At 68.9% G+C, this 13,560-nt stretch carries 15 protein-coding genes; 12 read left to right on the forward strand and 3 right to left on the reverse strand.

Annotated elements, in window-relative coordinates:
• Positions 1-9 precede the first annotated feature (9 nt).
• Complete coding sequence (locus MHN84_RS00925) at positions 10-1,008, reverse strand: MDR family oxidoreductase (protein ID WP_241202759.1); 999 nt, start codon at positions 1,006-1,008, stop codon at positions 10-12.
• A 93-nt stretch (positions 1,009-1,101) separates the two neighbouring features.
• On the reverse strand, positions 1,102-2,079 hold the full coding sequence (locus tag MHN84_RS00930) for an esterase family protein (protein WP_241202760.1): 978 nt from the start codon (positions 2,077-2,079) through the stop codon (positions 1,102-1,104).
• Between the two features lie 361 nt (positions 2,080-2,440).
• On the opposite strand from MHN84_RS00930, the gene MHN84_RS00935 reads away from it, so the two are divergent.
• The 11 genes from MHN84_RS00935 to MHN84_RS00985 all read left to right on the forward strand — a co-directional run bounded on the left by MHN84_RS00935 (position 2,441) and on the right by MHN84_RS00985 (position 12,282).
• Positions 2,441-3,004, forward strand: a complete 564-nt coding sequence (locus tag MHN84_RS00935) for a TetR/AcrR family transcriptional regulator (RefSeq protein ID WP_241202761.1) — start codon at positions 2,441-2,443, stop codon at positions 3,002-3,004.
• Positions 3,005-3,037: 33 nt separating this feature from the next.
• On the forward strand, positions 3,038-4,216 hold the full coding sequence (locus MHN84_RS00940; RefSeq protein ID WP_241202762.1) for an acyl-CoA dehydrogenase family protein: 1,179 nt from the start codon (positions 3,038-3,040) through the stop codon (positions 4,214-4,216).
• A gap of 18 nt (positions 4,217-4,234) precedes the next feature.
• Positions 4,235-4,618, forward strand: coding sequence for a nitroreductase/quinone reductase family protein (locus tag MHN84_RS00945; protein WP_241202763.1), 384 nt, complete (start codon positions 4,235-4,237; stop codon positions 4,616-4,618).
• 82 nt (positions 4,619-4,700) lie between these two features.
• Entirely contained in the window at positions 4,701-5,804 is a 1,104-nt protein-coding gene (locus tag MHN84_RS00950) for a homogentisate 1,2-dioxygenase (protein WP_241202764.1), read from the forward strand.
• Entirely contained in the window at positions 5,804-6,976 is a 1,173-nt protein-coding gene (locus MHN84_RS00955; protein ID WP_241202765.1) for a lysophospholipase, read from the forward strand. Before MHN84_RS00950 ends, MHN84_RS00955 begins: the two co-directional genes overlap by 1 nt.
• The gene (locus MHN84_RS00960; protein ID WP_241202766.1) at positions 6,973-8,214 is read left to right on the forward strand and encodes a CaiB/BaiF CoA-transferase family protein; all 1,242 of its coding nucleotides are present in this window, start codon (positions 6,973-6,975) and stop codon (positions 8,212-8,214) included. The genes MHN84_RS00955 and MHN84_RS00960 overlap by 4 nt, the downstream gene beginning before the upstream one ends.
• Positions 8,211-9,113 (forward strand): hydroxymethylglutaryl-CoA lyase, encoded by a 903-nt coding sequence (locus MHN84_RS00965; protein WP_241202767.1) that lies wholly within the window; start codon positions 8,211-8,213, stop codon positions 9,111-9,113. Before MHN84_RS00960 ends, MHN84_RS00965 begins: the two co-directional genes overlap by 4 nt.
• A 4-nt stretch (positions 9,114-9,117) precedes the next feature.
• A complete protein-coding gene (locus tag MHN84_RS00970; protein WP_241203181.1) occupies positions 9,118-9,741 on the forward strand; it encodes a TetR/AcrR family transcriptional regulator in 624 nt (207 codons plus the stop codon).
• A 20-nt stretch (positions 9,742-9,761) separates the two neighbouring features.
• Positions 9,762-11,000 (forward strand): acyl-CoA dehydrogenase family protein, encoded by a 1,239-nt coding sequence (locus tag MHN84_RS00975; RefSeq protein ID WP_241202768.1) that lies wholly within the window; start codon positions 9,762-9,764, stop codon positions 10,998-11,000.
• Positions 10,997-11,956 (forward strand): phosphotransferase family protein, encoded by a 960-nt coding sequence (locus MHN84_RS00980; protein WP_241202769.1) that lies wholly within the window; start codon positions 10,997-10,999, stop codon positions 11,954-11,956. Before MHN84_RS00975 ends, MHN84_RS00980 begins: the two co-directional genes overlap by 4 nt.
• On the forward strand, positions 11,953-12,282 hold the full coding sequence (locus tag MHN84_RS00985; RefSeq protein ID WP_241202770.1) for a DUF6285 domain-containing protein: 330 nt from the start codon (positions 11,953-11,955) through the stop codon (positions 12,280-12,282). The genes MHN84_RS00980 and MHN84_RS00985 overlap by 4 nt, the downstream gene beginning before the upstream one ends.
• Before the next feature lie 11 nt (positions 12,283-12,293).
• Here the strand turns inward: MHN84_RS00985 and MHN84_RS00990 are convergent, their stop codons facing one another.
• Entirely contained in the window at positions 12,294-12,923 is a 630-nt protein-coding gene (locus MHN84_RS00990) for a class I SAM-dependent methyltransferase (RefSeq protein ID WP_241202771.1), read from the reverse strand.
• Between the two features lie 92 nt (positions 12,924-13,015).
• Between MHN84_RS00990 and MHN84_RS00995 the strand changes: the two genes are divergently transcribed.
• On the forward strand, positions 13,016-13,429 hold the full coding sequence (locus MHN84_RS00995; protein ID WP_241202772.1) for a hypothetical protein: 414 nt from the start codon (positions 13,016-13,018) through the stop codon (positions 13,427-13,429).
• The last annotated feature ends 131 nt before the right edge of the window (positions 13,430-13,560 follow it).

Consider the following 13,560-nt stretch of genomic DNA (forward strand, 5'->3'; position numbering starts at 1 on the left):
TGACGCCGGTCAGAACCCGTCGTGCACGACCACGCGGGTTCGACCGGTGACGCCGCCGCCGACGATGGTCTTCAGCACCTCGTCGACGCGGCGAACCGGTACGTCGGTGGTGACACGCGCGAGATGACGTGGGGCGAGGCCGGATTCGATCTGCGCCCAGACCTCGCGGCGCCGGGCGATCGGCAACAGAACCGAGTCGATCCCCGCCAGCGTCACCCCGCGCAGGATGAAGGGCATCACCGTCGCGGGCAGGTCGGGTGACCCCGCCAGGCCGGAGATCGCGGCCACCCCACCGTATTTCAGTGTGCTGAGGGCGTAGGCCAGTGTGGGCCCGCCGACGCAGTCCACCACCGCGGCCCAGTGCGCCTTGCCCAGCGCCCGGACCTTTTCATCGGGACCGGGTACACGGTCGATGACCTCGGAGGCGCCGAGATCACGCAGCAGGTCGCGCGCCTGCGCCTTGCCCGTCGACGCCACCACCTCGTAGCCCAGACCGGCCAGCAAGTCGACGCTGACACTGCCCACTCCCCCGGTGGCGCCGGTGACCAGCACCGGTCCGTCGCCGGGTTGCACCCCGTGGCCACGCAGCGCATCGACGCTCAGCGCGGCGGTGAAGCCGGCCGTGCCGATGGCGGCGGCGTCGGCCGTGCTCATCGTCCCGAGCTTGACCAGATAGTCGGCCGGGTACCGGGCGACCTGGGCGTAGCCGCCGTGCCGTCCGGTGCCGATGTCCTGGCCGTGAGCGAACACGGTGTCGCCGACGGCGAACTCCTGTGACGTGCTGGCGGTGACCGTTCCGGCGACGTCGATGCCGGGGATCAGCGGATAGGCCCGCGCCACGCCACCTTTGGGCGTGACGGCGAGCGCGTCCTTGTAGTTGACGCTGGAGTACTCGACGTGGATCTCGACATCGCCGTTGGGCAGGAACGACTCGTCCACCACCTCGTGACGCAGCACGATGCCGCCCTCGCCGTCCTCATGCGCCACCATCGCGTTGATCTCGGTCATGTCGCCACGATAGCCACCACTGGACAACGAGGAAGCCCCCGGCCGCAGTCGGCCGGGGGCTTCGTCGATCTCTGGTCGATCTCTGGTCGGTGACTATCCGACGAGGTGCGAGATCAGGTCGGGCTTCATGGTCTGCAGCTCGCGACCCCAGTACGCCCAGTTGTGCGTGCCGTTGTTCGGGAAGTTGAACACACCGTTGTTGCCGCCGGCGGCGACGTAGTTGTCCTGGAACGTCCGGTTGGTGCGGATGGTCAGGCCCTCGAGGAACGTGGCGGGCAGATCGCCGCCGCCGAGCTCGTTGGGCTGGCCGTTGCCGCAGTACACCCAGATCCGGGTGTTGTTCGCGACCAGGTTCGGGATCTGCACCATCGGATCGTTGTACTTCCACGCCGGATCGGTCTCGGCGGGGCCCCACATGTCGTTGGCCTTGTAGCCACCGGCGTCACCCATCGAGATGTTGATCAGGCCGGGCCACCAGCCCTCGGACGGGTTCAGGAAGCCCGACATCGAACCGGCGTAGGTGAACTGAGCCGGGTGGTGCGCCGCGAGCACCAGCGAGGCGCTGCCCGCCATCGACAGACCCACGGCGGCGCTGCCGGTCGGCTTCACCTGGCGCTGCGAGGACAGGAAGTTCGGCAGCTCCTGGGTCAGGAAGGTCTCCCAGTTGTAGGTCAGGCACCCGTTCTTACCGCAGGCGGGCTTGTACCAGTTCGAGTAGAAGCTGGACTGGCCGCCGACGGGCATGACCACCGAGATCCCGGAGTCGAGGTACCACTCGAACGCCTGGGTGTTGATGTCCCAGCCGTTGAAGTCGTCCTGGGCGCGCAGGCCGTCGAGGAGATAGAGCGCCGGCGAGTTCGGGCCGCCGCTCTGGAACTGCACCTTGATGTCACGGCCCATCGACGGCGAGGGCACCATCAGGTACTCCACCGGCAGGCCCGGCCGCGAGAACGCCCCGGCGGTCGCCGATCCCCCGGCGAAGCCGATGATGCCCGGCAGCAAAATCGCGGCGAATGCGGCGATGCCGAGACGGCGTGCCCACGGGCCACGAACCCTGTCAAGAAGTCTCATTCGGTCATTCCACCCATCTTCGGTGTACCGCGCGTGGCGGTTCGTCCTGCGGTTTCCCGTGCGGTCGCCGACACCACAGCGATGTCTTCACCGCGTTGTGGCGCCATCCCGAAGATGCCCTGACGGCGCGGGATGGGCCGAGAAGAGTTCAGTTGTAGCGGTTGCAGTAAAACATGTGACCACGAACCGACAAAGTCCGGGCACGGCGAACACGCCGGTTTCCTCCCGGAACGCTACCTGGGATTCCGGCGCACCGCCCAGTCGGGCAGCAGCACGTGCAGTCGAACTCGCACTTCTACCCCACGCCGGACACTTCGCGCAGTGACGGCGCTCACATCGGCGTCCCGCATAGTCTCCGGTGATGGCGAAAGGCGCTTCGGAAGCCCGCCGGCTGACCGCCGACGATTGGATCGAAGCCGGCTACGCACTGGTTGCCGATGCCGGTGTGGAGGCACTCAAACTGGACCGGCTGTGCGCCCACCTCGGTGTCACGAAGGGCAGTTTCTACTGGCACTTCGCCGACATGGCTGCGTTCCGGTCGGCCTTGATCCGCGCGTGGGCGGAGTTGCGCGACCGTGACCGCAGCGGGTTCGCCGAGCTGTCGACGGCGCCACCGCGGGAGCGGCTACGCCTCATGATGGCGTCCCTGCGCGGTGAGCGTCAGCGCAGCCTGGAAAGGGCGATGCGGGAGTGGGCCCGCACCGACAGTCATGTGGCCGAGAGTGTGCGCGCGTCCGACCAGAGGGTTCTCTCGGCGGTCAGGCAGGCGTATCGCGATGCCGGCTTCGCCGCCGCCGACGCCGACATGCGCGCGCACGCCACCTTCGCGGCGGGGATCGGGTTCCTGCACCTCTCGGACGGTCCTGCCGACCCCCGGATGGTCCGCCAGCAGGAGGACTTCCTCGACCTGATGCTCCGCCCCTGACTTCCATACCAAAAAGTATGTTACGGTCGCCGCGTGGCCTCGACGATCGCGCCCGAAACCACGCTCACCCCCGAGTTCGTGTCCCGCCTCGCCGAGCGGGCCGGTGAGGCGGAGCGCTCCCGAAGGCTGCCGGCGGACACTCTGGCCGAGGCCACCGCCGCGGGATTGTTCGACCTGCTCGTACCCGCCCGCTACGGCGGCCGGCAGGCGCCGTTTCCGGCGATTCTCGACCCGGTCCGGCAGATGGCGCACGGCTGCGCGTCCAGCGCATGGACGCTCGGCTTCTACGCCCTGCACAACTGGATGCTGGCTCTCTTCGACGAGCGAGCCCAGCAGGAAGCATTCGGGACCCGCCCGTTCCTGGCCCCGGCACCGCTGGCACCCACGGGCCGCGGCGTGGACTGCGCGGGCGGGATACGGCTCACCGGCCGCTGGTCGTGGGCGACGGGGGTGATGGACGGCAACTGGATCATGGTCGGGGCCCTACGCGAGACCGTCGACGGCGGCGACAAGACGATCCAGCCGGTGCTGGCGCTGCTGCCGATGGTCGATGCTCGCGTGGTGGACGTCTGGCACACCGACGGTATGCGCGCCACCGGCTCCCATGACGTGGTGATCGACGACGTCTTCGTCCCACACCATCGGTTGATCGCGGTGGCCGACATCTACTCCGGTAACGCTCCGGGTGCCGCGCTGCACGACAGTCCCACCTATCGGTGGCCGATGGTTCCCGCGCTGGCGCTGCTCGCGGCCATGCCGGCACTGGGCAGCGCCGAACGCGCCGCGGAGATCTACGCCTCCCGCCTCGCTGACCGCTTCCTCGCCTACGAGGGCGTGCTCCAGAAGGACAAGCCCGTGGCTGCGCTGCGACTGGGCGATGCGCAGGTACGTCTGCGGGCACTGCGGGGATTGCTCGCCGACACCGTCGACGAGATCGAGCAGATGGTCACGGCCGGGGAGCCGGTGGGCCGTCCGGTGCGTGGCCGGGCCCGCCTGGCCGCCGCACGCATCGTCCACGAGTCCAAGTCCGTCGTCGCCGATCTGCTCGAGGCCTCCGGCGCCGGGGCCCACTTCCTGGACAACCCTCTGCAGCGCATCAAGCGCGACATCGACGTGATGGCGGGGCACGTGGTGTTCGACCACGACACCAGCCGCGAACTCGCCGGGGCGTTGAGCTTGGGCGCGAAGATCCCTCGCACCGCGATGGTCTGAGCGGCAGGATCACGAGTCATGGACCTGCGTGACACGCTCACCGTGTTCTTCCAGAAGAACATCGCGAACCCCGTGATGCGGCACATGCCGTTCCAGACGCTGCTCGAGACGACGGGACGCCGATCGGGGCAACCCAGGCACACCCCGGTGGGCGGCCGCCGGATCGGCGACCAGTTCTGGCTGGTCTCCGAGTTCGGCCAGAAGTCGCAGTACGTGCGCAACATCGCGGCCGATCCGCACGTCCGCGTCCGGCTGAACGGACGCTGGCACCGGGGCACTGCCCACCTTCTGCCCGACGACGACCCGCACGCCCGCATGCAGCAGTTGCCCCGCTTCAACAACGTCGGGGTCCGCACCTTCGGCACCAACCTGCTCACCATCCGGATCGACCTGGACGACTGAGCCGGCCCGAACGCCGGTACCCCCTTGACCCGTCCGCAGAAATGAAAGTAACGTCATTTTCACTTCGACCGCAGGAGCGCTGATGGAATCGTTCGTTCACCTGAGCAAAGGCACTGTCCCAAAACGGATCCACGCCGACCTGGACGGGCTCAAAGACGACGAGCTCGGCCGCGGCGGCTTCACCGGCCGCACCGCACACCTCTACCGGCGACACGACCCGACGGCATACCGGTCGGACGGCCCGTTGCGTCCGCTCGATGTCCTGGCCGGTGAACTGAAGCCCTCCGATGCCGGCGACGCCCTCGGCGCACCCCTGCTGTTGTTCTCCAACTCCGACGCCCAGATCTTCCTGTCCCGGCGCGGTGAGGCGATGCCGTTCTGGGTCCGCTACATCGAGGGCGACCTCCTCTGTTTCGTCCATGAGGGCTCGGGCTCGCTGGAGACGGAATTCGGGCCGTTGCGGTACCGCACGGGTGACTGGGTGTACCTACCCAAGGCCTGCACCTGGCGGCAGCTGCCGGAGGAGCCGGGTGCGTGGTTGATGATCCAGGCCACCGACGAGTTCCGCGTACCGCCACCCGGTCAGCTCGGGCGGCACTTTCCCTTCGACCCCTCCCAAGTGGTGATCCCCGATCCCGCGCCCTGCGACGACGACGGACGCGGAGACTACGAGGTGCGCCTCGTGCACTCTCCCATCGACGGACGCGACACGACGACGCTGCACTACGACCACCATCCGCTCGACGTCGAAGGGTGGCGGGGCGACAACTTCCCGTTCACGTTCAACATCAGCGACTACCACGTGGTGACCTCCGACAGCGTGCACCTGCCACCCACCGTGCACCTGTTCATGCAGGCCACCGGTGTCTACGTGATGAACTTCCTCCCCAAGCCGGCAGAGGGAGTACCGGGTACCGAGCGCACCCCGTGGTACCACCGCAACGTCGACTTCGACGAGATCGCGTTCTTTCACGGTGGCTCGCTCTACGGCATCCCGATGCCGCCTGGACTGATCTCTCACGCCCCGCAGGGCGTGCACCACGGGGCGCCGGAGAAAGCGCGTGAACGGGCGCGTCGCAAGTTCGACGAATACCACTCGGTGGACTGGCAGGTCATCGCGATCGACACCCGCAGGCGGCTGACCCCGTCGGCCGAGGTGCTCGCCCACGACCTGGGACAGCACTGATGAGCACGCGCCACGACTACCAGCGCATTCCGTATCTGGTTGCCTACCAGAACAATTCGACGGTCCGCGACGTCTACGGCGGGGTCGCCGAGCTGGTGGTGCTGGAGAGTTACCTCCTGAAGCCGTCGACGCCATCAGATACCGTGCTGGTGTTCATGCACCCCATCGGCGGCGGCGCGTACCTGCCGATGATCAACGCGCTGGCCCGCGCCGGTCATCACGTCATCTATTGCAACAGCCGGTTTCGCGGCACCGACTCGGCGCTACTGATGGAGAAGGTCGTCGAGGATCTCGGCGAGTGCATCAAAGACGCGAAAAACCGCTTGGGCTACCAGAAGGTGGTTCTCGCGGGGTGGAGCGGCGGGGGCTCGCTGTCGGTGTTCTACCAGCAGCAGGCCCAGCACCCGACGGTCACCGCGAGTCCGTCCGGGGACGGGCCGGACCTCACCACCCTGGGCCTGATCCCGGCCGACGGCATCATGCTGCTCGCCGCGCACATCAGCCGTCACGGCACGCTCACCGAGTGGCTGGACGCCTCGATCCTCGACGAGGCCGACCCGACCCAGCGCGATCCCGACCTCGACCTCTACGACCCGAACAACCCGAATCAACCGCCCTACAGCGCTGACTTCCTCGAGCGCTACCGTGCCGCGCAGATCGCGCGCAACCGGCGCATCACCGCCTGGGTCAAGGGCAAACTGACGGAACTCGAGGCCGCCGGCAGGCCTGATGACGAGTTCGCGTTCGTCGTCCACGGCACCATGGCCGACCCGCGCTGGCTGGACCCGACCGTGGATCCCAACGAACGCACCCCGGGCACCTGCTATCTGGGCGATCCTGCTGTGGTGAACATGAGCCCCGTCGGCCTCGCACGGTTCTGTACGCTGCGCAGCTGGCTGTCCCAGTGGAGCTACGACGACGCCCGCGCCGACGCGGTGACGGCCGGCCCCGACATCGCCGTCCCGGCACTGGTGATCGGCAACCTCGCCGACGACGCGTGCACCCCGAGCCACACACGAAGGATCTTCGACGCGATCGGCCATCCGGACAAGGAGATGCACGAAATCCCCGGCGCGAACCACTACTACGCAGGCCCCGACCAACGCGACAAACTGCGCGAGGCAGTCGGGATCTGCACCGATTGGCTGCAGAGACACGGGCTCTCGGCATGATGGGCACCGGAGGGCAGGAGCGAAGCGACCCGGGAATATGCCCAGGACCGCTCGACGGCATACGGGTCATCGAGGTGGGCACCCTGATCTCCGGGCCCTTCGCGGGCCGGCTGCTGGGCGACATGGGCGCCGACGTGATCAAGATCGAACCACCGGATGCTCCGGACCCGCTGCGCACCTGGGGGCAGGCCGAACTCGACGGCCACCACTTCTTCTGGACCGTGCACGCCCGCAACAAGAAAGCGATCACGCTCAATCTGCGGGAGCCGGCGGGTCGCGAGCTGTTCCTCGAGCTGATCGAACGCAGCGACATCGTGGTGGAGAACTTCCGTCCCGGCACACTGGAGAAGTGGGATCTCGGCTACGACGTTCTGCGCGAACGCAATCGAGGGATCATCCTGGTGCGGGTGTCTGGGTACGGCCAGACGGGCCCGGATGCCCACAAGGCGGGTTACGCCTCGGTCGCCGAGGCGGCCAGCGGGTTGCGGCACATGAACGGTTTCCCCGGTGGGCCTCCCCCGCGCCTGGCCCTCTCGCTCGGCGACAGCCTCGCCGGGATGTTCGCCGCCCAGGGCGCGCTGGCCGCGCTCTACCGCCGCACCGTGACCGGTGAGGGCCAGGTCGTCGACGCCGCGCTCACCGAATCGTGCCTGGCGGTGCAGGAATCGACGATTCCCGACTACGACGTGGGCGGGGTGGTGCGCGGCCCGTCCGGGACGCGTCTGGAGGGCATCGCCCCGTCCAACATCTATCCGACGGCCGACGGCAGCTGGGTGGTGATCGCCGCCAACCAGGACACCGTGTTCCGGCGGCTGTGCCAGGCGATGGACCAGCCCGACCTGGCCACCGACGAACGCTTCGCCACCCACGTCGCCCGCGGGCGCAATCAGGACGAGCTCGACGCGATCATCGGGGCGTGGGCCGCGGCCCGCGAACCCGCCGACATCATCTCCACGTTGTCGGCGGCAGGCGTGATCAGCGGCCCGATCAACACGGTGGCCGAGGTCGTCACGGACCCGCAGCTGCAGGCGCGCGGCATGATCGCCGACCACTTCGACGAGCGCGTCGGCCGCGCCGTCAAGGGACCCGGCGTGGTGCCGGTGCTGTCCCAGACGCCGGGAACCATTCGCAGTGCCGGGCCGGCGCGACCCGGCCAGCACAACGAGGAGATCTATCGCGACCTGCTCGGCCACACCGATGGCGAGCTGGCCGACCTGCGCGCGAAGGGCGTGCTGTGACGCTGCCTGCCCACGTCACGATCCGCGATGTCTCGCTGCGCGACGGGCTCCAGATCGAAGCCCCGATCCCGTTGTCCGCCAAGCGGGAACTGCTCGCCGCCATCGCCGCGACCGGGGTGCGCGAGATGGAGGCCACCGCGTTCGTCTCGCCGTCGAAGGTGCCGGCCCTGGCCGACGCCGCCGAGCTCGCCGAGCACCTCGGCGACTTCCCCGACATCGAGTTCTCGGCACTGGTGGCCAGCCCCACCGGTGCCCGGCGCGCGATCGCCGCGGAGCTGCAGTCCATCGAGTACGTGGTGTCGGCCGCCGACGGACACAGCCGCGCCAACGTCGGCCGTACGTCGGCCGAGGCGGCCGCGGCGATCCCGGACATCGTGGCGATCGCCCACGATGCGGGCGCCCGTGTGGAGGTCATCGTCGCCACCGCCTGGGACTGTCCGTTCGACGGGCCGACGCCGACCGATCGGGTGATCGACGTGCTCACCGCGGCGCTGGACGGCGGCGCCGACCGGCTCGCCATCGCCGACACGATCGGCACAGCGACCCCGCGTCGGGTCACCGAACTGGTCGCACTGGTGCGGCCGCTGATCGGCGACCTGCCGCTGGGTGCGCACTTCCACAACACCCGCGGCGCGGGCCTGGCCAGCGCCTATGCCGCGATCCAGGCGGGGGTGACCCGGCTGGACGCCTCGGTCGGCGGGCTGGGCGGCTGCCCGTTCGCGCCCGGCGCCAGCGGCAACATCGCCACCGAGGACCTGGTGTACCTGTTGCGCGACTGCGGCATCGGGGTCGATGTCGACCTCGAGAAGGCGATCGCCGCCGCCCGGGTCGCCCAGGACGCCGTCGGCCACGAACTCCCCGGTGCGGTGTTACGTGCCGGCGACCGGATCCTGGGCTGACGGCGTGCCGCCCAGCCCGTCGGAGTTGAGCGCGAAAGGCCGTCAGACCCGCCTGGCGATCGAGCAGGCCGCCCGAAACCTGTTCGCCGAGCGCGGCTTCCACGGCACCACGCTGGGTGACATCACCTCGGCGGCCGGCCGGTCCACCGCCGCGTTCTACCGGTACTTCGCCGACAAGGAAGACCTGCTGGCCGACCTCGCCGAATCCTTCCTGCACGAGGTCGTGGCGCCGTCGGGCCTGAGCGTGCCGCTTCCCCAGTCCCCCGACGACGACGCGTTCTTCACCACCGTCGTCACCGGTTACTGGACGATGTTCACGCAGAACATCGGCATCATGATCGCGGTCGCACAACTCGCGGCCACCCAGCCGAGGTTCGCCGCCCTGCAGAACGAGTTCCGCCGCTTCGGCATCGACATCGTCGCCGCGTCGGTGCGCCGCGCGCAGGACCAGGGCTTCGCCGCCGACCTGGACCCCGAGCACACCGCAGCGGCCATCGCGCTGCTGTTCGAGAACTTCACCACCGTGTTCGTCGGCGACACCGGGGCGGGCGTCGGGATCACGATGAGCGACGACGACGCGATCGCCACGCTGTCGCGAATCTGGAAGAAGACACTGTACGGGCAGTAACGACCAGCAAGGAGATCACCGTGGATTTCAGCCTCCCCGAACACCTTCCGGGGCTGCTGGCGGAGATGGACGCGTTCATCGAGGCCGAGATCGCGCCGCTCGAGCGCGAACACATCCAGTACTTCGACCACCGGCGCGAGCACGCTCGCACCGATTGGGACAACGGTGGAGTGCCACGCCGCGAATGGGAGGACTTGCTCGACGAGATGCGGCGGCGCGCGGACGCGGCGGGGTGGCTGCGCTACGGGTTGCCGGCCCAGTTCGGGGGGCGCGGCGGCAGCAACATCGACATGGCCGTCATCCGGGAACACCTGGCGCACAAGGGGCTCGGGCTGCACAACGACCTGCAGGACGAGTCGTCGATCGTGGGAAACTTCCCGCAGGTCATCATGATGGACCGGTTCGGCACCGACGAGCAGAAGGCCGCGTGGACCGAGGCGTTGATCACCGGCGAGCGGTCGATGGCTTTCGGGCTGACCGAACCGAACCACGGCTCCGACGCCACCTGGCTGGAGACGACGGCGGTGCGCGACGGAGACGACTGGGTGATCGACGGCGCCAAACGCTGGAACACCGGCGTACACCGGGCCACCCACGACCTGATCTTCGCGCGCACTTCGGGGGAACCCGGCCAGGCCCGCGGCATCACCGCATTCCTCGTCCCGACCGACTCGCCCGGCTTCACCGTGCCGTACTACTGGTGGACGTTCAACATGCCCACCGACCACGGTGAGGTCGTCCTCGACAACGTTCGGGTCCCCGCCGAGGCAGTCCTCGGTGAGGTCGGCCACGGCCTCGACGTCGGGCAGACATTCCTGCACGAGAACAGGATTCGACAGGCGGCGAGCAGCCTCGGGGCAGCCCAGTACTGCATCGATCGGGCAATCGGCTACGCGAACCATCGGTCGGTGTTCGGCAAGCCGCTGGCGGTCAACCAGGCCGTGCAGTGGCCGCTGGTGGAGTTGCAGACCGAGGCCCAGATGGTGCGGCTGCTGGTGTACTACGCGGCCACCCAGCTCGACGCCAACCACCACATGGAGGTCTCCGACAAGGTGTCGATGGCCAACTACCGCGCCAATCGCCTGGTCTGCGAGGCGGCCGACCGCGCGATGCAGGTGCACGGCGGGGTCGGATACAGCAGACACGAACCGTTCGAGCACATCTACCGCCACCACCGCCGGTACCGCATCACCGAGGGCGCCGAGGAGATCCAGATCCGTCGCGTCGCCCAGCGGCTCTTCGGATTCGGCCGGAAATGAGTCTGGCCGACCAGCTGCGCGAGGTGTTGAACCCGCTGCTCGGCGACGTCACGGTCGACAACCTGACCCGGCTGACCGGTGGCGCGAGCCGCACCACGTGGGCGTTCGACGCGGTGGGCGAGACCCGGCGAGCTCTGATCCTGCGCACCGGACCCCCGGACGACATCCACGCCGGGATGGAGCTCGAGGCCACGGTGCAGCAGCGCGCCGCGGCCGCTGGCGCCCCGGTGCCGCACATCCTGACGGCCAGCGATTCGGCGGACGACGTCGGCAGCCCGTTTCTGATCTGCGACGCGGTACCCGGGGAGACGATCGTGCGACGCATCTTCCGTGCGCTCGACGACGACGGCCGGGCCCGGCTGTTGCGCCAGTGCGCCGAAGCGCTCGCGGCGATCCACCGGGCCGACATCGACGGTGCGGGCTTGAGCGCCCCCGATGACCTCGCCGGCTGGCGTGCCCGGCTCGACGAGATCGGAGACACCACAGCCACATTCGAGTGGACCTTCCGCCGGCTCGCCGATCAGCGACCGGCCCCGTCACCGATGCGGCTCGTGCACGGCGACTTTCGGATGGGAAACCTGATCGTCGACGACACCGGCCTGGCGGCCGTCCTCGACTGGGAACTGACTCACATCGGCGAGGTCTATGAGGACCTGGCCTGGTTCTGCATCCGCGCCTGGCGCTTCGGCGCGCCGGCGGCGCTCGGCGCCGGCGGCCTCGGCAGCGTCGAGACGTTCGTGCGGGCCTACGAAGATGCGGCAGGCATCCACGTCGACCGGTCCGCGCTGCGCTGGTGGCTGACCGTGGCCACGCTGCGCTGGGGAGTGATCTGCCGGCACCAGGCCGAACGTCATCTCTGCGGGGAGACGCCGTCGGTCGAACTCGCCGCGATCGGGCGACGGGTCAGCGAAACGGAATGGGATCTGCTCGATCTGCTCTCCGGTGGGGGTCCATGACCGCCCGTCCCACCGCCGCCGAGCTCGTCGCCGCCGTCGCGATGTTCCTGGAGACCGACGTTCGGGCCGCGTGCGGTGGCCAGGTCGGCTTCCACGCCCGGGTCGCGGCGAACGTCCTGCGCATCGTCGAACGCGAATTGCTCTGCGAGACGGGGTCTTCGGTGCAGGACGCGCTGACCGCACTGGGGGTTGCCGACGAGGCCGAACTCGCCTACGCCATCCGCGCCGGCGACCTCGACGACCGCGCCGAGGACGTCATGTCCTGTCTGCGAGTGCTGGTGGCGCACCGGCTGTCGATCGACCACCCCGGCTACGGTGAGCGCTGACGGTCGACCGGTCAGTCGCGGCGCGCCCGCAACAGCAACGCGGGCTCGTCGACCCGGCTGCCCACCTCGAGGCCGAGCGCGTCGGCGTGCAGGTCGGTGACCACGCCGCGATACGTCGTCGGGCTGAGCTCTTCGACCGACCAGCCCTCGGCGAACGCGCCGCGCAGATCCTCCTCGCTGACCTGCGGTCCGAACCCGCGCCCGGCGTCGGAGAGCGCGAGCACCGCCACCAGCGCGCCCGGCGGCGTGGCGGTGCGCAGGCTGTGCACGTACCGCACCCGGTCCTCGGCATCGAAGATGTGGAACAGGGCGCTGTCGACCACGGTGTCGAAGGTCGGCGATGCGCCGAGGTCGAGGGCGTCGCGGACGGCGAACCGCGCATCGACGCCGTGGGCCGCGGCGTTGCGCCGGGCCTGCTCGACGGCCGTGGGGGCGCCGTCGACGCCCAGCACGTCGTAGCCGAGCCGGGTGAGCAGGATGGTGTGCTCGCCGGTTCCGCAGCCGATGTCGAGCACGCGGCCGCGGATGTGGCCGTTGCGTTCGAGCGCGACGATCGCCGGCTGCGGCTCGCCGATGACCCATGGTGGGGTCCGGTTCTTGTAGGAGTCGTCGAATCGGGCGAGGGCGGGTGTCTGGTCCATTCGCCCAGTGTTCAACCTGAACGAATGTTGAGGTCAACGGTCGAGCTCCGAACGGCATCTCCGACGCACGCGCCGCGGCTACCATCGCGCTCATGGTGCTGCCGTCGTCGTCCGAGCCGCAACTCGCGCTGAGGGTCCTCGTCTACAGCAGCAACCCGCGCACGCGCGAGCAGGTGCAGCTGACGCTCGGAAAACGGGTGCATCCGGACCTCCCCGAACTGAACTACGTCGAGGTCGCCACCGGGCCGATGGTGATCCAGCAGATGGACGCGGGTGGCTTCGACCTGGCGATCCTCGACGGCGAGGCCACCCCGGTGGGCGGAATGGGAATCGCGAAACAGCTCAAGGACGAGGTCGACGACTGCCCGCCGGTGCTGGTGCTCACCGGGCGACCGGACGACGCCTGGCTCGCACGCTGGTCACGTGCCGAGGCCGCGGTACCCCACCCCATCGACCCGATCCGGCTCGGCGACGCCGTCGTGTCGCTCTTACGGCCCCGTCAGTGACCGGAGCCGCACGTTAACGCCCTGTCACGCTTGCTTTTTCGGGACGTCACCGGGGCGACCTGACACTCCTTTAGAGATACTCATCAAAATGTATGGCGCAGGTCGCTATCAGGGTTAGGGTGTGTGAAAGC

It is taken from the genome of Mycobacterium sp. PSTR-4-N (assembly GCF_022348085.1).
Classification (GTDB): Bacteria; Actinomycetota; Actinomycetes; order Mycobacteriales; family Mycobacteriaceae; genus Mycobacterium.